The 26,181-nt window shown below is 67.6% G+C and carries 26 protein-coding genes and 1 tRNA gene; 9 read left to right on the forward strand and 18 right to left on the reverse strand.

The window, feature by feature from the left end; all coding sequences use genetic code 11:
* Nucleotides 1–35: 35 nt before the first annotated feature.
* The 6 genes from pstS (at nt 36) to FFS20_RS17945 (ending at nt 5,173) form a co-directional block, all read left to right on the forward strand.
* A complete protein-coding gene (gene pstS, locus FFS20_RS10120; RefSeq protein ID WP_137825726.1) occupies nt 36–1,139 on the forward strand; it encodes a phosphate ABC transporter substrate-binding protein PstS in 1,104 nt (367 codons plus the stop codon).
* A gap of 227 nt (nt 1,140–1,366) precedes the next feature.
* Nucleotides 1,367–2,257 carry a phosphate ABC transporter permease subunit PstC gene (pstC, locus tag FFS20_RS10125; protein ID WP_137825749.1) on the forward strand — a complete coding sequence of 297 codons (891 nt, stop codon included), beginning with the start codon at nt 1,367–1,369 and terminating at the stop codon, nt 2,255–2,257.
* Nucleotides 2,257–3,399 carry a phosphate ABC transporter permease PstA gene (gene pstA, locus FFS20_RS10130; RefSeq protein WP_137825727.1) on the forward strand — a complete coding sequence of 381 codons (1,143 nt, stop codon included), beginning with the start codon at nt 2,257–2,259 and terminating at the stop codon, nt 3,397–3,399. Before pstC ends, pstA begins: the two co-directional genes overlap by 1 nt.
* Before the next feature lie 109 nt (nt 3,400–3,508).
* On the forward strand, nt 3,509–4,288 hold the full coding sequence (gene pstB / locus FFS20_RS10135; RefSeq protein WP_137825728.1) for a phosphate ABC transporter ATP-binding protein PstB: 780 nt from the start codon (nt 3,509–3,511) through the stop codon (nt 4,286–4,288).
* Between the two features lie 16 nt (nt 4,289–4,304).
* The gene (locus FFS20_RS17940) at nt 4,305–4,493 is read left to right on the forward strand and encodes a hypothetical protein (RefSeq protein ID WP_171007051.1); all 189 of its coding nucleotides are present in this window, start codon (nt 4,305–4,307) and stop codon (nt 4,491–4,493) included.
* 536 nt (nt 4,494–5,029) lie between these two features.
* A complete protein-coding gene (locus tag FFS20_RS17945) occupies nt 5,030–5,173 on the forward strand; it encodes a hypothetical protein (RefSeq protein ID WP_171007052.1) in 144 nt (47 codons plus the stop codon).
* Between the two features lie 425 nt (nt 5,174–5,598).
* Here the strand turns inward: FFS20_RS17945 and FFS20_RS10145 are convergent, their stop codons facing one another.
* The 9 genes from FFS20_RS10145 to FFS20_RS10185 form a co-directional block, all read right to left on the reverse strand.
* The gene (locus FFS20_RS10145) at nt 5,599–6,612 is read right to left on the reverse strand and encodes an inorganic phosphate transporter (RefSeq protein WP_137825729.1); all 1,014 of its coding nucleotides are present in this window, start codon (nt 6,610–6,612) and stop codon (nt 5,599–5,601) included.
* A gap of 3 nt (nt 6,613–6,615) precedes the next feature.
* Nucleotides 6,616–7,236, reverse strand: coding sequence for a DUF47 family protein (locus FFS20_RS10150; protein WP_137825730.1), 621 nt, complete (start codon nt 7,234–7,236; stop codon nt 6,616–6,618).
* A 348-nt stretch (nt 7,237–7,584) separates the two neighbouring features.
* A complete protein-coding gene (locus FFS20_RS10155; protein WP_232623704.1) occupies nt 7,585–8,172 on the reverse strand; it encodes a hypothetical protein in 588 nt (195 codons plus the stop codon).
* 44 nt (nt 8,173–8,216) lie between these two features.
* Nucleotides 8,217–9,239, reverse strand: a complete 1,023-nt coding sequence (locus FFS20_RS10160) for an Ldh family oxidoreductase (protein WP_137825731.1) — start codon at nt 9,237–9,239, stop codon at nt 8,217–8,219.
* Nucleotides 9,236–10,042: a GntR family transcriptional regulator gene (locus FFS20_RS10165; RefSeq protein WP_137825732.1), complete on the reverse strand. Its 807-nt coding sequence runs from the start codon at nt 10,040–10,042 to the stop codon at nt 9,236–9,238. The genes FFS20_RS10160 and FFS20_RS10165 overlap by 4 nt, the downstream gene beginning before the upstream one ends.
* Before the next feature lie 59 nt (nt 10,043–10,101).
* Nucleotides 10,102–11,262: a fumarylacetoacetate hydrolase family protein gene (locus tag FFS20_RS10170; RefSeq protein WP_137825733.1), complete on the reverse strand. Its 1,161-nt coding sequence runs from the start codon at nt 11,260–11,262 to the stop codon at nt 10,102–10,104.
* Nucleotides 11,263–11,340: 78 nt separating this feature from the next.
* On the reverse strand, nt 11,341–12,624 hold the full coding sequence (locus FFS20_RS10175) for a TRAP transporter large permease (RefSeq protein ID WP_137825734.1): 1,284 nt from the start codon (nt 12,622–12,624) through the stop codon (nt 11,341–11,343).
* Between the two features lies 1 nt (nt 12,625).
* Nucleotides 12,626–13,306, reverse strand: coding sequence for a TRAP transporter small permease (locus FFS20_RS10180; protein ID WP_137825735.1), 681 nt, complete (start codon nt 13,304–13,306; stop codon nt 12,626–12,628).
* On the reverse strand, nt 13,306–14,355 hold the full coding sequence (locus FFS20_RS10185; protein WP_137825736.1) for a DctP family TRAP transporter solute-binding subunit: 1,050 nt from the start codon (nt 14,353–14,355) through the stop codon (nt 13,306–13,308). The genes FFS20_RS10180 and FFS20_RS10185 overlap by 1 nt, the downstream gene beginning before the upstream one ends.
* 341 nt (nt 14,356–14,696) lie before the next feature.
* On the opposite strand from FFS20_RS10185, the gene FFS20_RS10190 reads away from it, so the two are divergent.
* Nucleotides 14,697–15,650 carry a hypothetical protein gene (locus FFS20_RS10190; RefSeq protein WP_137825737.1) on the forward strand — a complete coding sequence of 318 codons (954 nt, stop codon included), beginning with the start codon at nt 14,697–14,699 and terminating at the stop codon, nt 15,648–15,650.
* Between the two features lie 182 nt (nt 15,651–15,832).
* A tRNA-Lys gene (locus FFS20_RS10195) sits at nt 15,833–15,905 on the forward strand.
* Between the two features lie 71 nt (nt 15,906–15,976).
* On the opposite strand, the gene FFS20_RS10200 is transcribed toward FFS20_RS10195, so the two are convergent.
* From FFS20_RS10200 to FFS20_RS10215, 4 genes are all read right to left on the reverse strand, one after another.
* A complete protein-coding gene (locus tag FFS20_RS10200; RefSeq protein ID WP_137825738.1) occupies nt 15,977–16,585 on the reverse strand; it encodes a PadR family transcriptional regulator in 609 nt (202 codons plus the stop codon).
* Nucleotides 16,586–16,671: 86 nt separating this feature from the next.
* Entirely contained in the window at nt 16,672–18,075 is a 1,404-nt protein-coding gene (locus FFS20_RS10205) for an aminomethyltransferase family protein (protein ID WP_137825739.1), read from the reverse strand.
* Nucleotides 18,076–18,184: 109 nt separating this feature from the next.
* Entirely contained in the window at nt 18,185–19,060 is an 876-nt protein-coding gene (purU, locus tag FFS20_RS10210; protein ID WP_137825740.1) for a formyltetrahydrofolate deformylase, read from the reverse strand.
* 3 nt (nt 19,061–19,063) lie between these two features.
* Nucleotides 19,064–19,915: a methylenetetrahydrofolate reductase gene (locus tag FFS20_RS10215; RefSeq protein WP_137825741.1), complete on the reverse strand. Its 852-nt coding sequence runs from the start codon at nt 19,913–19,915 to the stop codon at nt 19,064–19,066.
* A 214-nt stretch (nt 19,916–20,129) separates the two neighbouring features.
* On the opposite strand from FFS20_RS10215, the gene FFS20_RS10220 reads away from it, so the two are divergent.
* Nucleotides 20,130–21,473 carry an MFS transporter gene (locus tag FFS20_RS10220; protein WP_137825742.1) on the forward strand — a complete coding sequence of 448 codons (1,344 nt, stop codon included), beginning with the start codon at nt 20,130–20,132 and terminating at the stop codon, nt 21,471–21,473.
* Nucleotides 21,474–21,589: 116 nt separating this feature from the next.
* On the opposite strand, the gene FFS20_RS10225 is transcribed toward FFS20_RS10220, so the two are convergent.
* The 5 genes from FFS20_RS10225 to FFS20_RS10245 form a co-directional block, all read right to left on the reverse strand.
* The gene (locus tag FFS20_RS10225) at nt 21,590–22,666 is read right to left on the reverse strand and encodes an MBL fold metallo-hydrolase (RefSeq protein ID WP_137825743.1); all 1,077 of its coding nucleotides are present in this window, start codon (nt 22,664–22,666) and stop codon (nt 21,590–21,592) included.
* A gap of 60 nt (nt 22,667–22,726) precedes the next feature.
* Entirely contained in the window at nt 22,727–23,539 is an 813-nt protein-coding gene (locus FFS20_RS10230; protein WP_137825744.1) for an ABC transporter ATP-binding protein, read from the reverse strand.
* A gap of 2 nt (nt 23,540–23,541) precedes the next feature.
* Nucleotides 23,542–24,324 (reverse strand): ABC transporter permease, encoded by a 783-nt coding sequence (locus FFS20_RS10235; protein WP_137825745.1) that lies wholly within the window; start codon nt 24,322–24,324, stop codon nt 23,542–23,544.
* Nucleotides 24,321–25,181: an ABC transporter permease subunit gene (locus tag FFS20_RS10240; RefSeq protein ID WP_140954827.1), complete on the reverse strand. Its 861-nt coding sequence runs from the start codon at nt 25,179–25,181 to the stop codon at nt 24,321–24,323. Before FFS20_RS10240 ends, FFS20_RS10235 begins: the two co-directional genes overlap by 4 nt.
* Nucleotides 25,178–26,181 (reverse strand): ABC transporter substrate-binding protein (locus tag FFS20_RS10245; protein ID WP_212743324.1); only part of this gene is annotated, 1,004 nt, incomplete at its 5' end. The genes FFS20_RS10240 and FFS20_RS10245, both read right to left, overlap by 4 nt.

The raw sequence follows: 26,181 nt of genomic DNA on the forward strand, positions 1-26,181 counted from the left end.
GCTCGAAAACGTGTGCTCAATCAGAAAGGCAACTCGTGAAGCTGAAGCATCTTGCCCCCTCCGCTGCATTCCTCGCAGTCGGCGCTCTCACCCTCTCGGCGTGTGGCGGAACCTCTGCCACCGGCGAATCCGCCAGCGGCGGCGGCGAAAGCGACCTGCAGGGCACCCTCACCGGCATCGGCGCCTCCTCGCAGAAGGCGGCGATGGACGCGTGGACCGCCGACTTCACCTCCCAGAACTCCGGTGTCACGGTCAACTACTCGCCCGACGGCTCGGGTGCCGGCCGTGAGCAGTTCCTCGCCGGCAACGCTCAGTTCGCCGGTTCCGACGCCTACCTCGACGACGAAGAGGCCGCCCAGGCGCAGGAAGTCTGCGGACCCGACGGAGCCTTCGAGTTCCCCGTCTACATCTCCCCGATCGCCGTGGCGTTCAACGTCGAGGGCGTCGACTCGCTCAACCTCTCGCCCGCCACGATCGCCGGCATCTTCAAGGGCGACATCACGAACTGGAACGATCCGGCCATCGCCGCCGACAACCCGGATGCGAACCTGCCCGACCTCAACATCACCGCTGTGCACCGCGCCGACGACTCGGGCACGACGGAGAACTTCACCGAGTACCTCAAGGCGACCGCCGGTGACGTCTGGGATCAGGATCCCGACGGCAACTGGCCCGGCGCGTACGGCGGCGAAGCCGCCCAGGGCACCGACGGCGTCGTCCAGACCGTGACCGACACCAACGGTGCGATCGGCTACGCCGACGCCTCGGCCGTCGGTTCGCTCACCTCGGCGAAGGTCAAGGTCGGCGAGGAATTCGTCGAGCTCTCCCCGGAAGCCGCCTCGAAGGTCCTCGACGCCTCGGAGAAGGTCGCCGGCCGCGGCGAAGGCGACCTCGCCTTCGACCTCGCTCGCGACACCACCGAGTCGGGCGCCTACCCGATCGTCCTCGTCTCCTACCACATCGTGTGCTCGTCCTACTCGGACCAGAACACCGTCGACATGGTCAAGGCGTGGGAGAAGTACGTCGTCTCGGAAGAGGGACAGGCCTCGGCTGCCGAGTCGGCCGGTTCGGCTCCGCTCTCGAGCGACCTCCGCGACCAGATCAACACCGTCCTCGACACCATCCAGGTCTCCGGCTGAAACTGACGCTTTGACCTGCCATTCTGTACAGTCGAAGAGCGGCGTAGCTCCCGCTACGCCGCTCTTCGGTGCCCACGATCCGCTGCGGATCCCCACCTGCGACACGAGGAGCAGCTGTGCCGACCAGCACACAGACCACTGAGGCAGACCCGGCCGGCGCGCCTCAGCCGAGCGCCCAGGCAGCCCCGGCCAAGGCGCCCAAGGCCGTTGTCCGGCCCGGCGACCGCATCTTCTCCGGCGCGACGCTCGCCGCCGGCATCCTCATCCTTCTCACCCTGGCCGGCGTCGCCCTCTTCCTCCTCGCCCAGTCGAGTGAGACGATCGAGGCCCAGCTCACCGATCCGAGCGCGATCACCGGCGGCAACGGCTTCTTCGCCTACGTGTGGCCGCTCGTCATCGGCACGCTCGTGTCCTCGGCCATCGCTCTGGTCGTCGCGACCCCGTTCGCGCTCGGCATCGCGCTCTTCACGACGCACATGGCCCCGCGTCGGCTCGCCCCGGCCCTCGGCTACGTCATCGACCTGCTCGCCGCCATCCCCTCGGTCGTCTACGGCCTCTGGGGGCTGACGCTCGCCGGGAACCTCACCGGCTTCTACCAGTGGCTGGCGACGTGGTTCGGGTGGATTCCGATCTTCGCCCCCGACGCCGACGGGGCGATCTCGAGCACGGGACGCACGCTGCTCACCGCCTCGCTCGTCCTCTCGATCATGATCCTGCCGATCATCACCTCCCTGACCCGGGAGATCTTCCTCCAGACCCCGCGCCTGCAGGAGGAGGCGGCCCTCGCGCTCGGCGCGACCCGCTGGGAGATGATCCGCATGGCCGTGCTGCCGTTCGGCAAGTCGGGCATCGCCTCGGCGACGATGCTCGGACTCGGCCGCGCCCTCGGCGAGACCATGGCCGTGGCGATGATCCTCTCCCCCGGCCTGCTCACCGCGTCGCTGCTCGTCAGCGGCAACCAGACCATCGCCTCGGAGATCGCGCAGAACTTCCCTGAGGCCGCAGGACTGCGCCTGTCCGAGCTCATCTCGATCGGCCTCGTCCTCTTCGTCATCACCCTGCTGGTGAACATGGCGGCTCGCGCAATCGTTGCCAAGACTTCCGTGAAGGGCAGTTGATGATGTTGACGACCTCGGACAATGCGACAACCAAGACCCGTACGCTGACCTCGAAGCAGCTGCCCAAGGCGACCCCCTGGATCATCGCGGTGGCCTCGATCATCGTCGGCATCGGCATCACCGTCGTGGCGACCGGCGGCTTCTCCGTCGCCATCGCCGCGATCATCGCCGGCGTCATCAACCTCGCCGCAGTGCTCATCATCTCCGGCGCCTACGAAGGCCGGCGCAAAGCCGTCGACCGCGTCGCCACGACGATCGTCACCTCGACCTTCGTCCTCGCGTGCGTGCCCCTCGTGTCGCTGCTGTGGCTGACCGTGTCGAAGGGCGGAGCGGCGATCAACTTCGATCTGCTCACCCGCACGATGCTCGGCATGAAGGGCGTGCTCGACCAGCAGTACGTCGCCGGTGAGGCCTCCCTGGCCGGCGGCTTCTACCACGCGATCGTCGGCACCGTGCTCATCACGTTCGCCGCCTGCGTGATCTCCATCCCGATCGGCGTGCTCACCGCGATCTACCTCGTCGAGTACGCGGGCAAGAACCGCCTCGGCAAGGCCATCACCTTCCTCGTCGACGTCATGACGGGCATCCCGTCGATCGTCGCCGGTCTCTTCGCCTTCGCGCTCTTCTCGACGATCCTCGGATTCGTCATGCCGGATGCGACAGGCAGCGCGAAGACGGGCTTCACCGCCTCGGTGGCGCTGTCGGTTCTGATGATCCCGATCGTCGTGCGCAACACCGAGGAGATCCTCCGCCTGGTGCCGATGGACCTCCGTGAGGCGTCGTACGCCCTCGGTGTGCCGAAGTGGAAGACGATCGTCAAGGTCGTCCTCCCGACCTCGGTCTCCGGCATCCTCTCCGGTGTGACGATCGCGATCGCCCGCGTCATCGGCGAGACCGCCCCGATCATGGTCACCGCCGGATTCGCGAAGACGCTCAACTGGAACCTCTTCTCCGGCTGGATGTCGACGCTGCCGACCTACATCTACGATTCGCAGCTGCGGCCGGTGTCTCCGGGTGATGCGGCGCTGGCGAGCTCCGAGCGCGCATGGGCCGCGGCCCTCGTCCTCGTCATCCTCGTCATGCTCCTCAACCTGCTGGCCCGCTTCATCGCCAAGGTCCTCGCCCCCAAGGCCGGCCGATGAACTGACCGACACGCAGCCCCGGCGGGCGATGCCAGGCGCCGACCGCCTCGGCGCGGATCCCCGCACCACACGCTTCACGCTTCACACGTCTCCAGAGAGGTGACACCACATGTCCAAGCAGATCGACATCAAGGATCTCGACATCTACTACGGCGACTTCCAGGCCGTCGACGATGTCTCCATGCACATCAAGCCGCGGTCGGTGACCGCGTTCATCGGCCCCTCCGGCTGCGGCAAGTCGACCGTGCTGCGCACGCTCAACCGCATGCACGAGGTCATCCCCGGCGCCAGCGTCAAGGGCGAGGTCCTCATGGACGGCAACAACATCTACGGCGCCGGCGTCGACCCGGTCAACGTCCGCCGTGAAGTCGGCATGGTCTTCCAGCGGGCCAACCCGTTCCCGACGATGAGCATCAAGGAGAACGTGCTCGCCGGGGTGCGCCTGAACAACAAGCGCATGTCGAAGACCGACGCCGACGACCTCACCGAGCGCGCGCTCAAGGGCGCGAACCTGTGGAACGAGGTCAAGGACCGTCTCAACCTGCCCGGTTCGGGACTCTCCGGCGGACAGCAGCAGCGTTTGTGCATCGCCCGCGCGATCGCCGTCGAGCCCGAGGTTCTCCTCATGGACGAGCCCTGCTCGGCCCTCGACCCGATCTCGACGCTGGCGATCGAGGACCTCATCAACGACCTCAAGGACAAGTACACGGTCGTCATCGTCACCCACAACATGCAGCAGGCCGCTCGCGTGTCGGACAAGACGGCGTTCTTCAACATCGCCGGCACCGGCAAGCCGGGCAAGCTCATCGAGTTCAACGAGACCTCGACGATCTTCTCCAACCCGGACAAGGAGGAGACCGAGAACTACATCTCCGGTCGCTTCGGATGATCCCACACCGCTGGCGGTGGCGTCGGTGACGCATTCGTCGGTGGCGGTGTCGGTGACGCATTCGTCGGTGGCGGTGTCGGTGACGCATTCGTCGGTGGCGGTGTCGGTGACGCACTCGTCGGTGGCGGTGTCGGTGACGCACTCGTCAGTGGCGGTGTCGGTGACGCACTCGTCAGTGGCGGTGGCGTCGCTGACGCACCGCTGAGTGAGAGAGCCGGATCGGGCATTGTGCCCGGTCCGGCTCTTCGCATCTGCCCTGCGGCCGTGGGACCCGGGCGGCTTCCTCGACAGTGGACTGAGCCGCTCCCCTCCGCCGAGACCGCCACTTGTCACTGAGACCGCCACTTGTCACTGAGACTGCCAGCCAGAACCGTCGGTCTCGGCGACAAGTGGCGGTCTCGGCGCCGGCGTCGCCGGGGTGGGGTGAGGTCCGCGGGCGGCGCCGAGGCAGAGGCGGGCTGACGACGCAGCGACGTTCCCGAGGTGGATCCCGCTCGATTTCGCGCGCAGAATCGAACGGGATCCACCTCGGAGAGGCCCGGACGTCGGACCTGACGTCGGATCTGACGTCGCCTCTAGGCGTCCGGCACGGCATCTCTCGGGACGCCCAGACGACGATCGAGTGCGTCCAACGAGGCATCCAAGTCGGCGTCCGACAGGTTTTCCTCCCAAGTCGGCCCATCCGGATCGGCGGGGGCTCCGAACCCCTGACACCATCGCACCGCCACCGGAGGGAACACCATGACCGCGGCTCCTGGACTCAACCGCCCGACTCGGATCCTCGTCGAGCTCGTCGGCGGCGTTCTCGGTGCCGCAGCCGTCGTCGGGGCGACGGTGGCCGTCTCCGTGTTCGTCCTCGGGCGGAGGACCGCGACACCCCACTGATTCCGGCAGTGTCGCTGTCGACGGGTGGATCGGCAGTGGCGCTGTCGGTACGACTTCCCCTCGACTTCCCCATGCCGGCCTGACCGCCTCAGCTCCTGAGTCGAAGTGGCTGCGTCTCAGCTCCTGAGTCTCAGCCGCTGCGTCTCAGCTGACGAGGCGAGCGGGGCTCCGGCAGTCCATCCCCAACAGTGCGGCTGACGGAGCTCCGTCAGCCGCTCGTTGCGGACACGCCGCTCGTTGCGGGCACACCGCGGGTTGCGAGCGTCAGGGCACGCCGCTCGTTGCGGGCACGCCGCTGATCGCGGGTAGGCCGCTCGTTGCGGGCGTCAGGGCACCGCGCTCATTGCGGGCACGCCGCTGGGTACGGGGATTCGCTGCGGCGTCAGCCGCACGCCGCCGTCCGTCAGCCGCACGCCGCCGCCCGGTCACGTGCCGACGGAGACCCTGACGATGAGCCCGATGACGATCGCGAGCAGCGCCGCGGCGGGGATCGTCAGCAGCCACACCCCGAACATCGGGACGAAGTAGCGGGCGCGCGGATGCCCTTTCCGACCCGCGTACTGCGTGCCGAGGATCGCCGAGCCGAGCACGAAGGTGAGCGACACCGGCACCCGCATGATGAGGGCTGCAATGTACATGAGCACGGCGGCGGCACCGTCGGCGGCGACGGACTTGACCGGATCGAGCTTCGCCATCCGCACCGAGAGCGTGCGCACGACCCGCCAGCCGCTCAGTCCCGTGCCGAGCGCCAGCGCGAGCGCGATGATGATGCGCACCGGCCACGAGATGTCGATGACGTCGACCCTCTCCCCCGGTGCGGTCTGGACGGCGACGATGGCGACCATGACGAGGGCCGCCGTCTTCTGTGCGTCCTGCACGCCGTGGACGAGCGAGAGCGAGCAGGTGAGCACCGAGTCGACCATCCGGGCGCTGCGGAAGAGCGGCTTCGACGGGGTCGAGGCGAAGATCTTCGACAGCAGCAGGGTGAGCGCCCACGCGAGGAGGAAGCCGAGGATCGGTGAGAGAAGCAGCGGGAGCACGACGGAGTCGAAGGCCTCGCGCATGTCGAGGGCGAACCCCAAGACGATGCCGGCGCCGAGCAGACCGCCGATGAGGCAGTGCGTCGAGGACACCGGCAGGGCGAGCCAGTAGGTGAAGAGACTCCAGGCCGTCGCGGAGACGAAGGCGATGAGGATGCACAGGAGGATGGCGTCGGCGGCACCGGCGAACTGGACGATCTGGTTGGCGACGACGATGGCGATTCCCTCACCGAGGAGGGCGCCGATGAAGTTGAAGACGACCGCGAGCCCGAGTGCCCATTTCGGGCTGAGCGCGCGTCCGACGACGGCGTTGCCGATCGTCAGCGCCGCATCATGGAACCCGTTGGACCCGGCGAAGATCACCGCGGCGACGATGACTCCCGCCAAGAGCAGCTCCACGGATCAGGACTCCTTGATCGCGATCGAGGCGACGACCTTGCCGAGTTCGGTGAAGCCGTGGGCGGCGCGGACGAACGCCTGCCCGAGCTGGGACACCGCGGCCATGTAGGTGAGTCCGCGCTTCGAGTTCGGCACGGCGTCGGACATCCGCCACTGGAGGGTCTCGACCTGGTGTGTGAGCCGGTTGATCGCGTCGACGTAGTCCCACTGGTCGAGTTTGCCCGGCAGCTTCGACACCATCCGCGAGGTGTGGTCGGTCTGGTTCGACAGGACGGCCAGGGTCTCGAGCACCCCCGAGGGCAGTGTGTCGAAGGCTTCGGAGGCGAGGACGAATCCGGCCCCGTGGAGGAGGTGGCAGATCTCGCGCATGTGGTGGCACAGGAGGTAGAGATCGTAGCGGTCGAACGGGGTGATGTAGTTCTCGCGCAGCGCCCGCAGCACCGCACCCATGTCCTCATCGGCCCGATCGCCGATCTCCCGGAGCTGGTCGGCGACTTCACGGCGCTGCCCGACGTCGGAGCCGGAGAGTTCGGCGAGGACGAGATTGCACTGTCGCATCTGTCCGACGAGATCGGCCATCCGCTCGTAGAACACAGTGTCCTGCGGTACCCGTCGCAGCCGCATGCGATTCCTCCTGCCCCGCCGCCGGACGGTGTGCATGTCGCGCCAATGCTCTGTGGTGAAGTTATGACCCGGACGCTGAACCGAGAGCGCCTCTCGGCGATAGGCCGCTCGAAGCGGCTGAGGTTGGAGCCCGGGGCTTCAACGATCCAACGTCCGGATGGCCCGAGGGCCGCTTCCCACGATACCGCTTCCTCGCCGTGCGTCTACCCCGCGAACGCTCGGACGACGTTGAAAAATCTCACAGTCCCCAACGGCTGATCTCGGGGCTGAGCATCGTCATTCGGAGCAGGTACCAGAACTCCCCCGCCGAGGCGGCCCCTCAGTCCCGCGCGCCCGTGACCTCGGGCGTCACTCGAGTCCGCCGTGACGGCGGGCCATGCCCGCGTCGCCGAGGTCCTTCGACAGCTGCTGCAGGCGGGTGCGGGTGTCCGGGTCGTTCGCACCGGCCGCGCAGATGCCGACGAAGGCGCCCGCCCGCAGAAGGGCGATGACGACGTCGCCGCGGAAGGCGCCGGCGAGGATCTCGTCGATCGCGCGCGCCACCTCGTCGGGTCCGGCGGGCACCTCGACTCCGGCGAGGATCTCTGTGAGGCCGATGCCCTCGGTGGTGCGGCGCAGGCCGAGGTCGAAGAGGTCGGCGACCTCGCGGGGTGCGGTGACGATCCACTCCCGGAGGGCGTAGAGGCGCCACAGCGCCCCGGGGGCCGAGACCGCGGGGGCCGCGGACCACATCTCGGCGATGACTTCGAGACCGATGTCGTCGGCGAGGTCGATGAACCGCCGCGTCGCGGCTTCGTCGCGGTTACCGCGGCAGTCGCCGAGCAGCAGCGCGGCGGTGGCATGCGAGGTCTCCGAGCGGGTGACCGGATCGCTCGGGTCGCTCACGGCGTCGAGATCGGCGAGGGGCACGGGGCGGTGGTACGGGCGTTCATTCATCGTGCGTGCAGTCTAGTCGCCGAGGCTGGGCACGGGTAGAGGCGTCACTGCGGTCGCGTGAGGCCGAGCCGGTCGGCGAGGGCGGTGAGCGCCTCGGCAGTGGAGTCGTCGAGGTCGAGGCTCTCGGCATGGGCAGCCTCGGTCTCGTGTTCGATCTCGCCGGGCAGGCGCACGCCGGCGCCGGAGCCACGGATGGCGGCGGCGAGGGCGCTCACCTTCGCCTCGGCGGTGTCGCGGCCGTTGAACGCCGCGGGGTCGATCGCGATGAGGAGGTGTCCGTTGTTCATCGCCGAGGCGGGGTTGTCCCAGATGTCCTGCGTCTCGTGGGCGAACGTCGCGGCGGTCAGCGATGCGCTCAGCGCCTCGAGCAGCACCGCGAGTCCCGACCCCTTGTGGCCGCCGAAGGGCACGAGCGCCCCCTCGGCGGCCGCGGCCGGGTCCGTCGTCGGGCGTCCTTCGGCGTCGACGGCCCAGCCGGCGGGGAGGTCGCGTCCGGCATTGCGGGCGGCGATGACCTTGCCGAAGGCTCCCGCCGAGGTGGCCATGTCGACGGTGAGCGGCTCGCCCTCGGCGGTCGGGGCGGCCAGGGTGAGCGGGTTCGTTCCGATGACCTTCGCGCTTCCGCCGTGGACGGCCACGGTGGGGCCGGTCGTCGAGGTGAGGAGACTGACAATGCCCCGTGCGGCCAGCTGGTCGGTCCAGAACGCGCCGGCCCCGTAGTGGCTCGAGTTCTCCACGGCCACGCAGCTCACCCCGTACTCCGGGGCCCGTTGAACGGTCCAGTCGACGGCGGTCTGCATGACGACCTGGCCGAGGCCGCTGCCGCCGTTGAGGACGGCGGAGGCGCCGTTGTCCCGCACGAAGGCGACCTGGGGCTGTGCTGCGATGCCTCCGGCGGTGAGCGCGCTGACGTAGAGCGGGAGGCGCAGCAGCCCGTGGGAGTGGATGCCGCGCTGATCGGCCTGGACGAGCGAGCGGGCGGTCAGGGCGGCGTCGGCGCCAGGCACCCCGCAGGCGGTCAGGGCGGAGGCGGCGAAGCCGGTGAGGGAGTCGACTCGGAATCTCATGAGCCGCCGTCCGGTTCGCAGGCTCCGGCCCCCAGGACGTGGGAGCGCGCGGCTGCGGGTTCCCGTCCCGAGGCGCCGTCTGCGGGCTCCTGCCCGGGAGCCGCGTCCGCGGTGCTCGCGGAGAACCTCTCGAGCGCACGGAGGATGTGGGTGCGCATCGCCGCCTCCGCCGCCTGCGGGTCGCAGTCGGCGATGGCCTGGGCGATCTCGGCATGTTCGGACACGGTGTCGGTGCCGTGCGGGTCGCCGGGGAAGAGACGGAAGAGGTGGAGGTGCGGGTGCATCTGCCGATACGCGTCGAGGAGGAAGCTGTTGCCGGTCGCTTCGAGGATGCGGGTGTGGAAGCGCGTGTCGTGCTGCGAGAGCTCCTGCTTCCAGTCGGAGGCACCCTTCCCGTCGGAGGCACCCTTCCCGTCGGAGGCACCCTTCCCGTCGGAGGCACCGAGACCGTCGCGGAAGGCATTGATCTCCTCGCACAGGGCGCGCCCCGGATTCGATCCCCGGTCCGCGGCGACGACCTTCGCGGCCCACGGTTCGAGGAGCAGCCGCATCTCGATCATCATCTCGAGGTCGCGGCGGCTGAGCAGCGGGGTCGTCGCGTAGCCGCGCGGGTGCCGGGTGCGCACGAGCCGGTCGCCTTCGAGGCGCTGCATCGCCTCGCGCACCGGCGTCTGGGACACCCCGAGCTCACGGGCCATGCGGTCGATCGTGATCCGCTCACCGGGCGGCACGGTGCCGTCGAGGATCATCGACCTGATCCTCGCGTAGACGGTGGATTCCGCGGCCGTGTCCCGTCCGGTCATCTCGACATCCTTCCCCGACGCACTGGCGACATCCGCCCCCACTCCTGTCAACACCGACACTATCGCTGTCCTGAGGTGAGGTCACGAAGGAGGGAGCGAATGCCGTAGTCCCAGGTGGGAAGGTCCTCGCACCGTCCGACGACGTTCGTCAGCGTGCCCAGGCGATCGCCGGTGATCGTCACGACATCGCCGAGGCGGTGGGTGAATCCCAGCCCCTCCTCCTCACGGTCCGCGGTCGGGGCGAAGAGGGTGCCGGTGTAGAGGACGAACCCGTCGGGGTACTGGTGGTGGGGTCCGTGGGCGGCGGCGAGGAGCTCCTCGAACGATCGGCTGAGCGCGCTCACGGAGTTGATGCCCGACAGTGTGTATCCGTCGTCGCCGGTGACGGTGAGAGTGAGGTCGAGGCCGCGGGAGTCATCGAGGTCGAAGGTCGCATCGAAGAGGCGGATGAGCGGGCCGAGCGCGGTCGAACGGTTGTTGTCCTTGGCCATGCCGAGCAGCAGGGAGCTGCGGCCCTCGACGTCGCGGAGGTTGACGTCGTTGCCCATCGTCACCCCGTGGACCCGGCCGTGGGAGTCGGCGACGAGGACGAGTTCGGGTTCGGGGTTCGACCACGCGGAGAAGGCGGGGATCCCGACGGTGTCGCCGGAGCCGACGGCCGAGAGCACGGGGCCTTTGGTGAACACCTCGGGGTCAGGGCCGAGACCGACCTCGAGGTACTGCGACCACCAGCCCTTCGCGACGAGCGCGGCCTTCAGCCGGGCGGCCTCGGCCGAACCGGGGCGGATCGCTGCGAGGTCGGCGGTGACGGCCGCGGCGAGTTCGGTCCGCACCGCCTCGGCGCGGTTCGGGTCACCGTCGCAGCGCTCCTCGATGAGGCGTTCGATCATCGAACCGGCGAACGTCACCCCGCAGGCCTTGATGACTTGGAGATCGATCGGGGCGAGGAGGACGGGGCGGTCAGCGGCCCCGGCGACCGCCTCGGCGGGGGTGACGATGTCATCGATCGACCAGGCGGGCGGATGCGAGGTCAGCGCGGTCAGCCGGTCGATCGCCTCCGGATGGTCGAGGATCCCGGCGACCGTGACGTCGACGCGTGAGGCGTCACGGACCTCGTCGCCGGTGACGAGGACGGGAACGGGAGCGGGCCGGGACGGGACGGCCAGGCGACCGAGGAACGTGCCGGTCGCCTCGGCGGGAAGGAGGTCGCGGAGACTCACGACGGATGACCTCCTCGGCGAGCGGAGGCGGCGATGGGAAGTGACACGGGAAGGGAACCTCTCTGGTGGGGTGGACGGTCAGACGGCGTAGCCGAGGAGGCTCGGCAGCCACAGGCTGAGGAACGGGACGACGGAGATGAGGATGAGGGTGATGAGCATCGGGATGAAGAACGGCATCGTTCCCCTGATCACCGTTGTCACCGGGTACTTCGTCACCGAGGACAGGACGAAGAGGACGAGGCCGACCGGTGGGGTGAGCAGGCCGATGAGGAGGTTGAAGATGATCATGATGCCGAAGTGGACGGGGCTGAGCCCGAACACCTCGGCGACGGGGAGGAGGACCGGGACGAGGATGAGGATCGCCGAGGTGGGTTCGAGGACGCAGCCGATGAGGAGGAGCAGGAGGTTGACGAGGATGAGGAAGACGATCGGGCGGTCGGTGATCGACAGGAGCACCTCGGCGGCGAGCTGGGGTGCCTGTTCGCGGGCGAGGACCCAGCCGAAGAGGGCGGCGCCGGCGACGATGATGAGGATGCCGCCGGTCGTCTCGACGGCGGTGACGAGGGCGTGGCGGACCTTCTCCCACGTGAAGTTGCCGTAGACGATCGCGAGGATGCCGATGTAGGCCACGCCCACGGCACTCGCCTCGGTGGGGGTGAAGATGCCGGAGAGGATGCCGCCGAGGATGACGACGGCGGCACCGACCGGCGGCAGGGCGCGCAGGCCGGACTTCACACGTTCGGCGCGGGAAGCCTTGGGCAGGCGGAGGTCGTCGCGCTTGCGGGTGAGGACCCAGACCATGGCGCTGAGCGTGAGGACGAGGAGGACGGCGGGGACGATGCCGGCCATGAAGAGCGCGCCGACGGACACCCCGGCGGTGACGGCGTAGATGATCGCCGGGATCGACGGCGGCATCATCGGGGCGATGAGGGAGGAGGCGCCGGTGACGCCGAGGGAGAAGCCGACGGGGTAGCCGCGGCGGATCATCGCCGGCACCTGGATGCGGCCCATCGCGGCGGCGTCGGAGATCGCGGCACCGGAGACCCAGGAGAAGCCGAAGCTCGTGAGGATGTTGACGTAGCCGAGCGACCCGCGGACGTGGCCGATCGCGGCGACGGCGGCGTCGTAGAGGCGGTCGGTGGCCCCGGAGATGTTCGCGAGGTTGCCGAGCAGGATGAACATCGGCACGGCGAGGATGGCGAAGTCGAAGACCCCGGAGGTCGCCTGTTGGACGGCGAGAGCCGGACTCGAGGAGGGGTCGGTGACGATGTAGACGAGCGAGGGCACGAGGAGGGCGATGCCGACGGGCACGCGCAGGGCGAGGAGCAGGAGGAGGGCGGCGAGCATGAGGATGAGGGTCATGTCACAGGCCTTCCAGCTGGGCGGTGGAGTCGACGGTGTCGGGGTTCTCCTCGGGGAACCTCGCGACCATGATGATCTCGATGACCGTGTGGATGAAGATGAGGATGAAGCCGATGGTCGCGGCGAGGTAGAGCAGCGCGGTGGGCAGCCCCGAGGCGGGCATCGCGATCGCTGCCACGATGTCGACCATCATGATCCCGGAGACCGCCATGAACGCGGACACGGCGAGGACGACGAGGCGGGCGAAGGTGCCGATCACCCGGCCGACGGCGGCGGGGACGACAGTGGCGATGAGATCGACGGTGATGTGGGAGCGCCGGGAGGAGACGAAGGCGGCGGCGATGAAGGTCAGCCACACGAGGGTGAGGCGGGCGACCTCCTCGGTCCACGACAGCGGCGAATCGAAGACGTAGCGGGTGATGACCTGGAGCATGACGAGGACGAAGACGCCGACCATGAGGAGGATGCCGATCGTGCGCTCGAGCGTGATCGCCGCTCGGTAGAGGCCGCTGCGGCGTTCGAAGGAGTCCTGCTCGAAGGCCTGGGTCGCCTCGGCGTCGGCGATGTTGTCGGTGCCGGGAGACTGGAGGCCGGGGTCGTTTGGGCCGGTCGGGTCAGGGGTCTGCGGGTTCGGGTCGGGAGTCTTGGAATTGGGGTCGGGGTTCGGGGTCGTCGGGTTCATCAGTTCTCCTCTCCCGCCGCTGTGCGCGCGTCCTCGAGGGACTTCTTCACCGCGAGGTAGGTGTCGCCCCAGCTCACCCGGGTCGGCAGCTCGGCGGCGACGAGGTCGCGGAAGGCTTGGATGTCGACGTCCTCGACGACCTCGATCTCCCCGGTCTCCTTCCACTCGGCGAGGATCTCCCGCTCCTGAGTGACCGTGCACTCCTCGACGCGGACGCGGGCGGCGTCGATCGCCTCGGTGAGGGTCCGCCGCTTCTCCGGCTCCATGCTGTCGAGGAGGCGCTGGTTGCCGACGAGGTAGACGCCTTGGACGATGTGCTCGGTGATGCTGATGTAGTCCTGGACCTCGTAGAACTTCGCCGAGGCGATCGTCGGGATCGGGTTCTCCTGCGCGTCGATCGTGTTCTGCTGGAGGCCGAGGTAGACCTCGCTGAGCGCCATCGGGGTCGCTGTCGCGCCCATGATGTCGAGCGTCGTGAGGTAGAGCGGGGCGTCGGGGGTGCGGATCTTCAGACCGTTGAGGTCCTCAGGCGTGCGCACCGGGGTGTTCGCCGTGACCTGGCGGGCGCCGTAGTAGAAGTTGCTGACGACCCGCAGGTCGGTCTCGGCGGCCATGTCGTCGAAGACGTCGGTCATGATCGGTCCCGTCGTCGCGGCTTGGAGCTCAGCGGCATCCTCGGCGAGAAACGCGCCGTCGAGGACGGCGGCCTCCGGGTGCCACGCGCCGAGGAACGAGGGCCCGCTGTTGACGAAGTCGAGGGCGCCCGTGGCGACCTGCTCGACCATCTCCGCTTCGCTGCCGATCTGGGCGGCGGGGTAGATGAGGACGTTGAAGCCCTGGTCGGCGAGTTCCTCCTTCATCGGCTCGAGGCCGCAGGAGTTGACCGGGTGGGTGGCTTCGTAGACGTTGCCGAAGCGCAGGGTGATCGCGTTCGGGTCGACGGCGTCGGTCGCGGCCCGGTCGAAGTCGACGGGTTGGAACATGGCGCAGCCGGAGAGGGCGAGCACGGCGGCTGCGGCCGTGATCGCGGTGGCGAGGCGCTTCTTCATGTGTTCTCCTCAGACGAATCCCGCCGTTGGGATCCTCACGACACTGTGATGGCTGATGGTTGAGACACTGCCGGGTCACTGCTGGGTCTGACCTTGGGAGCTGCCGGAGGTGCTGGTGCCGGCACGCGGTGGAACGTATAGCTTTTCTCCGAATCGTATACATAGGATGTGTCGTGGACAACAGTTCCGAGAAGAACCGCCCATGAATCTCCGGGCGAATCTCCTACGAAAATCACAGTGTCCCCTACTAAAATGAATCCGGGTCTGACACCGCAGCAGGCGGTCTCATCAGACATCTTGTGAAGACGACTTGTATCGACAGTGAACGAGGAGGAACTCCCGTGGCGAAGTCATCAATGGTTCAGAAGGGCCTCGACAGAGCGGCCAAACTCGCGGTCAACGAGGACGGAACCATCAATCCGCGCACGCAGTCGGTGCTCTCGAAGCTGCTCTCCGTGCAGCGTCCGGTGGCCCTGGCCTACGTGCGGTCGCTGCGCCGGCGGAACCCGGATGCCACTCCCGAGGAGCTCGTCGAGATCATTCGCAAGCACTACCTCGCGCTGACGACGACCGGCGGCGCTGCCGTCGGTGCGACGGCGGCGGTGCCCGGCATCGGCACGATGGCCGCGGTCGGCTTCGCGACGGCGGAGACCGCGGGCTTCCTCGAGCTGACGGCGCTCTTCGCGCAGTCGATCGCGGAGATCCACGGCCTGCCGGTCAATGACCCGGCGCGGGCGAACGCCCTCGTCCTCGGCCTCATGCTCGGCAAGGACGGGAAGAACCTCGTTCAGCGGTTCGGGAAGAAGTCCGTGGGACCTGAGGCCCTCCTCGGCGACTGGGGTGCGACGGTGACGAAGCAGCTGCCGGCGCCCGTCGTCGACATGCTGCTGCGGAAGCTGCGCAAGACCTTCATCCAGAAGTTCGCCGCGCGGGCGGGTGGGTCGTTCTTCGGACGCCTCCTGCCCTTCGGCATCGGCGCGGTCATCGGCGGCGTTGTCAACGCGCAGATGGCGCGGAAGGTCGCGAACGAGTCGAAGACGGCCTTCGGCGCTGCCCCGACGGTGTTCCCGCTGGAGACCGATCCGCAGTTCGTCGACCAGAAGAAGGACAACAAGCTGCTCGGGACGATCAAGGCCCTGACGTCGATGGGCCGGAAGAAGGACAAGGACGTCGACGGAGAGGTCGTCGACGACGGCAGCGGTGTCGGCGTCGACGCGTCGAAGTACGACGCGGATTCGGCCAACTCGGCAGGGTCGTCGAGCGGAGACGGATCATCGAAGCAGATCGGACGCTGACCTGCGTCACCGGCGCTTGAGTCCGCCCGCGGACTCGGGGATGGCCGGATGAATGCAACGGGTGCCTCGCGGACCTCGCGGGGCACCCGTTCGCGTTTGAGGAAACGCGTGCGCTGGCCCTAGTATTGGGGAGTCTCCGATCGTCGCTGTGGGTGCACACCCATGCCGATCCGACGGAGGCCGGGCCTCTAGCTCAGTTGGTAGAGCAGCGGACTTTTAATCCGCGGGTCGTGGGTTCGATCCCCACGGGGCCCACCGCGCATTTCCTCACCGGCATGGCTTCCCCGCACACTGTTGCACGATGAGCAGCACTCTCTCGTGGCATCTCACGGACTCTGCGCCTCGACGCCGTCGGCGATGCCGAGCTGGCGGATGAGCGCCAGGCCCTCCCGGGCCCACCGGATCTCGCCGCGAGCACGCGCAGCCAGACCCTCGTACGAGTAGCGCTTGAAGGCGATGGTCGCCTCCCGGTCCCCCTCCTCAGTGACCTCGAGACGACGATTGAGCATCGGCGAGGTGAGGGTGTCGATCTTGCAGATCTCCTCCTCAACGGTCTCCAGCTCGACCTGCCAATGGCGGATATGACCGTTGAGGAACTCCTCGATCGCCTCGGGGTCGGCGGCCTCGAGGTACGCCGCCCGCAGATGCGCGGCATCGCGCGTGCGCTGGTACTTCAGCGGGGCATTCATCCACTCGAGGAACTCCCGCTCCCCCGCCTCGGTGACGTGATAGACCTTCCGCATTCCCGACGCTCCCCGGGCCTGCTCTTCGGCGGTGAGGAGACCCTGGTCGGTCATTTTGCGCAGCTCCGGGTAGATCTGGGAATCCGGAGCATGCCAGACGTGCCCGACGGACTGGGAGAACTGCTTCTGCAGGTCGTAGCCCGACATCGGACCGATGCGGAGGAGCGCGAGGATCGCGTTCCGCAGACTCATGGCGTGCTCCTAGGATTCGACTCTGACCACTCGACAACGACGGAAGGGCCCGGGCTGTGTGCCCGAGCCCTTCCAGACTATAGCGGTCAGGAGTTCTGACCCGTGCGCCATCCCCCGCGGTAGGTCTGGCGGGCCACAGTCGAGTACGGCACCGGGCTGACGACGGCCTTGACCTGGGTCTGCTCGTGCGGTTCGACCGAGGCCTTGTTCGTGCCGCCGTCCGGTTCACCCCAGACGACCGAGAGCTCCGCGCCCTCAGGGACGTCGGGATCGACGGTGGCCAGCGACAGACCGCGACGCTCGTTCGCCGAGTAGCCGGTGAACATCGAGAACCCGACGACGTTGCCGTCGGCATCGACGACCGAGTCGTAGTTCGCCGACCCGTAGTTCGCCAGCGGCAGGTCGAAGAACTTGTAGTTCGGTCCGTCGACGTCGAGCAGCGAGGTCCACACCCTGCCGAGGTCCTCGGCGTCCCACGCGAGCGTGACCTTCCGCCGCTGAGCGGCAGGGTCCATCGTCTCCAGCGCGTCGCGACCGATGAAGTCGTGGTCGAACTTCACGAACGAGCCGTAGCCGAGTTCCCACGGGGTGAGGTAGTAGTCCTCGATGTTGTCGGAGACGAACGACCCGGCCAGGGTGCCGGTGGCCTCGTAGCTGTCGGCGCCGAGCCATTCGCGGAACGGCCGCTCGGCCTCCCCGGTGTAGATCGCCGGCAGCGGGGAGGGGATCCACCCGGATTCCAGGGTGTTCGACGGGTAGGCGCGCGATCCGACGGGCAGCAGACCGAACTCGGCCCCCGCCTCGACGATGGCGTCACGGATGACATCGTGGTCCTCATACGGCCCCCAGATCTCGAGACCGGGCGCCCCGGCCATGCCGTGGCGCAGCGTCCGCACCTCCTTGCCCGCGATCGTCATCGTCGACATGTTGAAGAAGCCGAGCTTCTCCAGCGGGCCGCCGTTGAGCTTCTCGATGACCGACCAGGCGTTGGGTCCCTGGATCTGGAAGCGGTAGTACTGCCGCGAGACCGCGTGACCGTAGGGACGCGACGGCGAGCGGCGGTCGACCTGGATGTCGAGGTTGGGGTAGTCACCGGTCTCGGCGTGGAAGAGCAGCCAGTTCGAGGCGGGCGCCCGACCGACGTAGACGTACTCCTCGTCGGCCTCGCGGAAGAGGATGCCGTCGCCGATGACGTGACCGGAGGCCGTCGTCGGCACGTACTGCTTGGCCTTGTTCACCGCGAAGTTCGCCACCGAGTTGATCGCGGTGTCGGAGATGAGCTTGATCGCATCGGAGCCCTTGAGGAACACGTTGTCCATGTGGTGGGACTGGTCGTAGAGCACAGCGGTGTCACGCCATGCCTTCTGCTCCTTGATCCAGTTCGTGAAGTCCGCGGGGACCACGGGGTAGATGTAGGAGCCGATCTGGGAGTTGCGCAGAAGGTCGACGGGGTTGGTCGTATCGAGGATCTGCTGCAGGTTGTCGGACATGGTGTCAAACCTCTCTGTTCTTGTCTCTCTTGCGTGGGAGTTCTCTGGGGGTGGGGATGGCTCTAAATGGAACAGAACCGGCGGTGGCAGGGGGTGCCGGGAGGACGGGTCAGGTGAAGACGATCGTCTGGTTGCCGTGCCGGATGACGCGATCCTCGGCATGGAGGCGCACGGCCCGTGAGAGCACGGCGCGTTCGACGTTGGCGCCGCGCATCTGCATGTCAGCGGCCGTCATCGTGTGGTCGACGCGGGTGACGTCCTGTTCGATGATCGGCCCCTCGTCGAGGTCCTTCGTCACGTAGTGGGCGGTCGCACCGATGAGTTTGACTCCTCTCTCCTTGGCTTTGCGGTACGGCGCGGCACCGATGAAGGCCGGCAGGAACGAATGGTGGATGTTGATGATCGGCACCTCGGCGTCGTCGATGAACGACTCCGAGAGGATCTGCATATACCGGGCGAGGACGACGAAGTCGACGTTGCCGTCGAGGAGCTCGAGGATCCGCGCTTCGGCCTCCGACTTGTCCTCCCCCTGGGAGGGGACGTGGAAGAACGGAATCCCGAAACGGCGCACCTCCTCGGCGAGGTCGGAATGGTTGGAGATGACGAGGGGGATCGTCACCGGCAGCTCTCCGCGCTGATGCCGCCAGAGGAGGTCGAGGAGGCAGTGGTCACTCTTCGACGCGAGGACCGCCATGCGCTTGAGGGCACTGCCCTCGACGAGGCGGTAGTCGATCTCGTGGGGCCCGAGGGTCGCGGCGAGGTCGGTTTCGATCTCCGGCAGCGCCGCACTGAGACCCTCACGGTGGAAGACGACGCGCTGGAAGAAGTCGCCGCCGCGCGGATCGGTCGTGTACTGGTCGAGGGAGATGATGTTGCCCTTGTTGCGCGCGATGAGGGCGGTGATGAGGGAGACGAGCCCCGGTTGGTCGGGGCAGGTGACGATGAGCGTCGCGAGATCGCGTCGGCTCTCAGCGAGCTGGTTCACGGTCTACGCCTCCTTGACGAAGTCGCGGACCCATTCGGCCGTCGCGGCCAGACCGCCGAAGGTGTAGAAGTGCGCCTTCACCGCCGCGGCCTCACCGGCGCCGGCGAGATCGGCGGCAAGATCGGTGATCAGCCGATCCGGCCCGGCGGTGCCGACGAGGTTGGTCAGGGAGAACCCGTACTTCCGCACGATCCCCGCACTCGCCCCGACCCCGAAGCGCCGGGCGTAGCCCATGAGCCGCTTGACCCCGGCCGGCCCGGGCGCACCCACGCGGATCTCGGCGTCGATGCCGGCGGCCCGCACCTGTGCGATCCAGGCCGTCACCCGGTCGGCGTCGAAGGCGAACTGGCTGAGCACGACCTGTCCGAGGTCTTGGTCGGACAGCGCTGCGGTCTTCGCCGACAGGTGCTCCCACAGCGTCGCCTCCTCGATGTCGGGGTGCCCTTCGGGGTAGCCGGCGATGCTCACCTCGCGCACTCCGTAGTCCTGGAGGATCCCGGAGCGGATGATCGTCAGCGAATCGGGGTAGGGCCCTTCGGGAACGGCCGGGTCTCCGCCGACGACGAAGACGTGCTGGCTGGCTCCGGCATCCCGGAGTGCGGCGAGGAACTCCCGCAGACTCTGTTCGGAGGCGATACGGCGGGCCGAGATGTGGGGAACCGGGGTGAATCCGAGCTCGCGCACCGCCTGTGCAGCGGCCACGCGCATCGGAAGATCCTCATTGCCGAGGTAGGTGACGTTGATCCTCGTCCCGGCGGGGATGGCAGGGGCGGCCTCCCGGAGTGCGTCGACATCCTTGCCGGTCATCTCGAGCGAGAAATCCTCGAGAAGTCGGACCGCCGTTGACTCAACCATGGGATCAGTTCCTTTCGTGAACACTGCCGTGGGTTCCCTCGAACTATAGGCACAACCATTTGCCTATGTCCATAGGTATCCAGAAGACGGGCACTTCACCTCTGAGTTGCTGACAAAGTTCTGAGACGGTCATGCAGATCACAATATTTTTCCCTATGCTTATAGCCATCTCGCACCGTCGCGAGATGAACCGCTCGCAGAATCGGAGACCAACGTGGATCTACGCGAACGCATCGACACCTCTCGGATGTCGCCCTACCAATGGCTCATCGTCGGCATCTGCACCTTCCTCAATGCCCTCGACGGCTATGACGTCCTGGCGATCTCCTTCTCATCGAATCAGGTGACCGAGGAGTTCTCACTCTCGGGCACCGCCCTGGGACTGGTTATGAGCGCGGCCCTGCTCGGCATGGCCGTCGGAGCGCTTGTTCTCGGCCCGGTGGCCGACCGCATCGGCCGCCGGCGGATGACGATCATCGCCCTCATCGTCAACGGCGCCGGTCTGTTCCTCTCGGCCACGGCCACCTCGGCGACGGAGCTCGGCATCTGGCGGGTCGTCACCGGACTCGGCATCGGAGGAATCCTCGTCGGCACCAACGTCATCTGCGCCGAGTATGCGTCGAGGAAACGACGCGGACTCGTCATCAGCATCTACACCGCCGGCTACGGAGTCGGCGCGGCAGTGGGCGGAACCATCATGGTCTCGCTCATCAGCAGCTTCGGCTGGCGTTCGGTGTTCGTCTTCGGCGGCGCGCTGACGATCATCGCCCTCATCCTCGTCATCGTGCTCGTCCCCGAGTCACCGTCCTTCCTCTACAATCGACAGCCGGCGAGCGCGCAGCGACGGTTGGACACGATCGCCCGCCGTCTCGGACAGACGGGCCCGGTCGAGCTCACACCGATTCCCGAATCGGTCCATACCGACAGCGGCATTCCCGCGCTGTTCAACGCCCGCAACCGCCGGGTCACGATCGTCGTGTGGGCAGCGTTCTTCATCATCATGTTCGGCTTCTACTTCGTGAACTCGTGGACGCCGCGACTGATGAATGAAACCGGCCTGAGCCCCACCTTGTCACTCGTCGTCACCGTGGCCCTCACCCTGGGTGGCGCGATCGGGTCGGTCATCTTCGGACTCTTCACGTCCCGGTGGTCGACTCGCGAAGTGCTCACGACATTCTCGGTGATCGCCGCCATCCTAATGGCGATCTTCATCTTCACCGCGCAGTGGATTGCCCTCGTCATCGTCGTCGGCGTTCTTGTCGGCATGTTCATCAACGGCTGCATCGCCGGCCTCTACGTCCTCACTCCGCAGTCGTACTCCTCAAGCCTGCGCTCGACAGGCTCGGGTTGGGGCATCGGAGTCGGTCGGATCGGCGCGATCATCGCACCGATTGCGACTGGGGCACTGCTCGACGGCGGGTGGAGCCCTCAGGCGATCTACGTCTTCGTGGGCGCCGTGATCCTTCTCGCCGCCGTCGTCCTGCTGGGAATGCGCGGGGTCGATGTCGAAGCCAACCGCCGGCCGACACAGGCCGCCGAGGCGGTCACTGCGGATTAGACGCGGTCGCAACCGACCAGCCGACGCAGCGCGCCGAGGCGGCCGCAGCCGACCAGGCGAAAGCCAGCGGGCCCCGAGACCAGCGGTGGTCTCGGGGCCCGCGGTGTCACGCGGTCTCAGTCGGTGCGCGGTTCCCCGAGACCGAAGTTCATGAGGTCCTCACCGACGACGAGGTTGCCGGAGAAGCCCTCCTGCGCCTGCTGGAACTTCTCGACCGGACCGTCGGCGGGGACGATGTGGGTGAGCACCACGGTATCCACCCCGGCCGCCTCGGCCTGCGGCCCGACCTGCTCGATCGACGTGTGCGCGGCGAGCATGTGCTGCATGAGGTTGTGATCGGGGTTCGGCGAGGCCGACCCGATGAGGCCGTCGATCCACTCCATGTCGATGACCTCGTGGATGAGGATGTCGGCACCCTTGGCGATCGTCACGAGGTTGTCGCAGACTCCCGTGTCCCCGGAGATGACGATCGACCCATCCGGGGTGTCGAACCGGAAGGCGAAGGCCGGGAAGATCGGCCGGTGGTCGACGAGGATCGCAGTGACCCGCACGTTCTCGTCCGTGTAGACCTCGAACGGCTCCATCGCCGGCGTCGGGTCGCCGTTGGGGTCGGAGCCGGTCGTGCCCGGCAGCTCGATGTCGTGGAACTCGAAGATCTCCCGCAGGTCCTGTTTCGCGTTGTCGCGCATCCGGTCGTTGATGTCGAGAGCGTACCCCTGCAGCAGCCGCTGCGAGGACTCGACGAGACCCGGCGTCGGCGACTCCGGATTGAACACCTCGGGGATGGGGTCCCTGTTGTCCTCGTCGAAGATCGGCGGCAGCACCCCGCGGTCGCCCGGACCGTAGATCTGCACCGGCTGCTTGAGCCCGTCGGAGCCGTTGTGCCATGCGAGGATGAGGAGGTTCGGGTAGTCGACCATGTGGTCGGAGTGGTGGTGGGTGATGAAGACGCTGCGGAGATTGTCGATGCCCTTCTGGAACCCCGTCGGCCCCAGTCCCGCCTTCCGGAACTGCGGCCCCCATCCCTCACCGCAGTCGATGAGGTAGACCGCGTCACCGACCGTGATCGCCGTGGAGATCCCGTTCCGATCCGAATCATCCCACCACGGCGGGCCGCCGGCGGTCCCGAGAAGAGTGACTTTGGTGCGGTAGGCGGAGGCTTCGTCAGCGGTGAGTGGACGATGAGTGGGCATGGTTCCTGCTTTCTGTGCGGGCCCGCCGAGGCGGACGGTGGGAATTCGTGGGCTTCGGACTCATCCGATGCTCGCGTGCGACTGCGCGGCTTGGATGAGTTCGAAGACTTCGGTGCGGTATTCCGCGTAGGCGGGTAGCATCTTCGTCTCGACCTGGCTCCGCGGCTGCGGCAGGTCGATGTCGATGGTGCGGGTCACGGTCGTCGGGGCGCCGGAGAGCACGGTGACGGTGTCGCCGAGGTAGACCGCCTCGTCGATGTCATGGGTGACGAAGACGATCGTCGTGTCGAAGTCGGTGCGCACCTGGAGGACGAGATCCTCGAGCTCGATCCGGGTCTGCGCATCGACGGCGGCGAACGGCTCGTCCATGAGCAGGACGTCGGGCTGGAAGGCGAGGCCCCGCGCGATCGCAGCTCTCTGCTGCATGCCGCCCGACATCTGCCACGGATAGAGGTTCCCCTTGCCCGTGAGCCCCACAGCATCGAGCACCGAGGTGACCCGTTCCTTCCGCTGTGCTGCGGGGACAGTCTTGAGCAGAGGCAGTGCGATGTTGTCCGCGGTGCTCAGCCACGGCAGCAACGATCGCGAGTAGTCCTGGAAGACGACGGCGAGTGCGGCGGGCGGTCCGGTCACCTCGGTGCCTTCGAAGACGGTCTGCCCTCCCGAGGGGTTGAGCAGTCCGGCCATGCACCGCAGGAGGGTCGTCTTCCCCGACCCGGAGGGGCCGACGATGCAGACGAACTCGCCGCGGCGGATGGCGACGTCGATGCCGGCGAGGATCTCGACGTCGCCGTACGATTTGCGCAGACCGCGCAGTTCGAGGAGGACCTCGCCGTCGATGGCGGCTGCGGTCGGTTCGGGCTGAAGTGTCATGATCATCCTTTGCTGGTCAGTGCCCGCATGCCGTACTGCCAGCGCAGGACATAGCGTTCGAGGCGGAGGAAGGCGAGGTTGGCGAGGTAGCCGAGGATGCCGAGCAGGAGGGTGCCCGCCCAGGTCTCGGCCACGGCGAAGGTCTGCTGGGAATTGAGGAGATAGAAGCCGATGCCGCTCGTCGAGGCCACCATCTCGGAGACCACGATGAGGATGATGGAGATCTGCAGAGTGGTCCGCAGACCGGCGAAGATCTGCGGTCCGGCGTTGGGCAGCAGAACGAACCGGATGTACTGCGGCATCGTCAGCCGGTAGGACCGCGACATGTCCTTGACGAGCGGGTCGAGGGAGCGCACACCGTCGACGGTGTTGAGCAGGGTCGGCCAGATCGCGCCGATGACGATGATCGCCACGCTCATCGACGGCCCGATTCCGAAGAGGAGCAGCCCGATGGGCAGGAGGACCGGCGGGGGCAGGGAGCGGAGGAACTGGACGATCGGCTCCGTGGCCGCCCGCAGCGCGGAGGACATGCCGATGCAGATGCCGAGCACGATGCCGAGGACAGCGGCGATGGCGAAGCCGATGAGGAACTTCACCACACTCGGCAGGACATCGGTGACGAGACCGTCGACGAGGAGGCCGGACCACAGCGTTGTCAGGATCGTCTGCAGCGGCGGGAAGTAGAGCGAGATGCTGTTCGCCGAGGCGAACCACCAGATGACGACCGCACCGACGGGCAGCCAGGCGCGGGTGAGGAAGAGGGTGAGATGGTTCTGCGCACTCATGCCGCCTCCTTCCGGTAGGACGGATGCCAGAACAGCAGCGGCGCCTCGGCGATTCGGAAGATGCCGTTGATGGCGAGGCCGAGGAGACCGGTGGCGACGATGAGCGCGTACATCTGCGGCAGGGCACCGGCGGTCTGAGCGACGACGATCTCCTGGCCGAGGCCGTCGGCCCCGCCGATCATCTCCGTGACCACGGCGACGATCACCGCGATCGCCGCGGAGATCCGCAGGCCGGTCATCGCGAACGGCAGCATCGAGGGAACGACGAGGCGGCTCGTCGTGAGCCACCACCCCAGCCGGTAGCTGCGGGCCATGTCCGCGCTGGTGCCGCCCACCTCGCGGACCCCGTAGATGAGCTGGGTGAGCAGGGGCCAGATGGCGCCGAGGATGATGAGGAAGAGCTTCATCCCCGGGCTCGGCCCCCAGAGCAGCAGGCCGAGCGGGATGAGGGCGACCGGCGGGATCGGTTTGAGGAATTCGATGACGAACCATGCCGATTCCTCGGCGAACCGCACCAGACCGAGGAGGATCGCCAGTGGGGTGGCGATGACGACGATGAGGACGAGGCCGAGGAGGACCACGGAGACGGTGGCCCACAGGGCTGACCAGAACGCAGGGGATGCGAGCAGGGCGGCGAAGGCCGCCAGCGTCTGGAGCGCCGAGGGGATGGCGGCCGAGGGGAGGATGCCGCTGACGGAGAGGATCTGCCAGACGACGAACACTGCGAGGACCGCGCCGAAGCCGAAGAGAAATCTGCCGGCCGGGGTCTCGGCGGCGAGATTGATCCTGCGGGTCAGGCGATCGGTCGCCCGTCTGCCGGTCGGGGTGGTCCGCGGTCGGAGGGTGGTCGTGCTCATGGGCGCATCAGCCCCTTCGTGTCGACCGGGCCGGGGAGGAACCCGAGGTCGGTCATGAGGTCTGCGGTCGTCTGCACGGCGTCGGCGTCGACCTGGGTCGAATAGCTCGGCAAAAGCATCGTCTCGGCGACCGAGGGGGCGAGTTTGCCGTACTTCGTGAGGACCTTCCGCACCGTTTCCGGGTCCGTGGCTGCCTTCTCGTTGGCTCTGTTCACGGCGCGGACGAAGGCGTCGACGACCTCGGGGTTGGCCTCGGCGAAGGGCTTCGCGGTGAAGGCGACGGCGAACGTGGCCTTGGGCGGGAAGGTCTCGAAGAGCGGATGGGAGATGATCCGGCCGCCGGCGGCCACGACCTGTCCCTGGAAGGGCTCGGCCGTCGAGGCGGCATCGACCCGGCCGCTCTCGACGGCGGCGATGCCGTCGGGAAGCGACATGACGACGTAGTCGACCTTCGTCGGGTCCCCGCCGTCGGCGCGCACCGCGGCGGCGGAGCCGATCTGTGTGATCGCGCCGAGCGCGTTGATCGCCACCGTCTTCCCCTCGAGGTCGCGGGGGCGCTGGATGGGACTGCCGGATCCGACGACGATCGCCGTCGGATCGGCTTCGGCCGTCGGGGCGTTCGACGCGGCGTTGGCGACGATCTCCAGCGGCAGACCCTTCTCGTAGGCGATGGCGAGCGGTGGGGTGGCGGAGGTGCCGAACTGGAGCTGACCGTTGATGACCGAGGGAGCGATGGCGGAGGCCGACTGCATCACCTTGGTCTCGACGTTGAGCCCCTCCTCGGCGAAGTAGCCTTCGTCGGCGGCGATGTAGATCGACGCGTAGTCGCCGACGGGAATGACGCCGACGGTGATCGTGTCGTCCTTGCCGATGGTCTTGGCGCTGCCCATCCCGACTCCGCAGCCGGAGGCGGTGAGCGCGAGGAGAACGGTGAGGACGGCGGCACCGAGGCGGCGGGCAGCAGTCGTGCGGTGCAAGGCGGTCAGCGGGGCGGACGGGG

Origin of the sequence: Brevibacterium sp. 2SA (assembly GCF_005502845.1) — a bacterium.
Taxonomy (GTDB): Bacteria; Actinomycetota; Actinomycetes; order Actinomycetales; family Brevibacteriaceae; genus Brevibacterium.

What these genes read in the sequence shown, in the direction of transcription:
- pstA (WP_137825727.1), top strand. Translation starts at nt 2,257, where the DNA reads ATGATGTTGACGACCTCGGACAATGCGACAACCAAGACCCGTACGCTG.
- pstB (WP_137825728.1), top strand. Translation starts at nt 3,509, where the DNA reads ATGTCCAAGCAGATCGACATCAAGGATCTCGACATCTACTACGGCGAC.
- FFS20_RS17945 (WP_171007052.1), top strand. Translation starts at nt 5,030, where the DNA reads ATGACCGCGGCTCCTGGACTCAACCGCCCGACTCGGATCCTCGTCGAG.
- FFS20_RS10150 (WP_137825730.1), bottom strand. Translation starts at nt 7,236, where the DNA reads ATGCGGCTGCGACGGGTACCGCAGGACACTGTGTTCTACGAGCGGATG.
- FFS20_RS10155 (WP_232623704.1), bottom strand. Translation starts at nt 8,172, where the DNA reads ATGAATGAACGCCCGTACCACCGCCCCGTGCCCCTCGCCGATCTCGAC.
- FFS20_RS10160 (WP_137825731.1), bottom strand. Translation starts at nt 9,239, where the DNA reads ATGAGATTCCGAGTCGACTCCCTCACCGGCTTCGCCGCCTCCGCCCTG.
- FFS20_RS10165 (WP_137825732.1), bottom strand. Translation starts at nt 10,042, where the DNA reads ATGACCGGACGGGACACGGCCGCGGAATCCACCGTCTACGCGAGGATC.
- FFS20_RS10175 (WP_137825734.1), bottom strand. Translation starts at nt 12,624, where the DNA reads ATGACCCTCATCCTCATGCTCGCCGCCCTCCTCCTGCTCCTCGCCCTG.
- FFS20_RS10180 (WP_137825735.1), bottom strand. Translation starts at nt 13,306, where the DNA reads ATGAACCCGACGACCCCGAACCCCGACCCCAATTCCAAGACTCCCGAC.
- FFS20_RS10185 (WP_137825736.1), bottom strand. Translation starts at nt 14,355, where the DNA reads ATGAAGAAGCGCCTCGCCACCGCGATCACGGCCGCAGCCGCCGTGCTC.
- FFS20_RS10200 (WP_137825738.1), bottom strand. Translation starts at nt 16,585, where the DNA reads ATGAGTCTGCGGAACGCGATCCTCGCGCTCCTCCGCATCGGTCCGATG.
- FFS20_RS10205 (WP_137825739.1), bottom strand. Translation starts at nt 18,075, where the DNA reads ATGTCCGACAACCTGCAGCAGATCCTCGATACGACCAACCCCGTCGAC.
- FFS20_RS10215 (WP_137825741.1), bottom strand. Translation starts at nt 19,915, where the DNA reads ATGGTTGAGTCAACGGCGGTCCGACTTCTCGAGGATTTCTCGCTCGAG.
- FFS20_RS10225 (WP_137825743.1), bottom strand. Translation starts at nt 22,666, where the DNA reads ATGCCCACTCATCGTCCACTCACCGCTGACGAAGCCTCCGCCTACCGC.
- FFS20_RS10230 (WP_137825744.1), bottom strand. Translation starts at nt 23,539, where the DNA reads ATGACACTTCAGCCCGAACCGACCGCAGCCGCCATCGACGGCGAGGTC.
- FFS20_RS10235 (WP_137825745.1), bottom strand. Translation starts at nt 24,324, where the DNA reads ATGAGTGCGCAGAACCATCTCACCCTCTTCCTCACCCGCGCCTGGCTG.
- FFS20_RS10240 (WP_140954827.1), bottom strand. Translation starts at nt 25,181, where the DNA reads ATGAGCACGACCACCCTCCGACCGCGGACCACCCCGACCGGCAGACGG.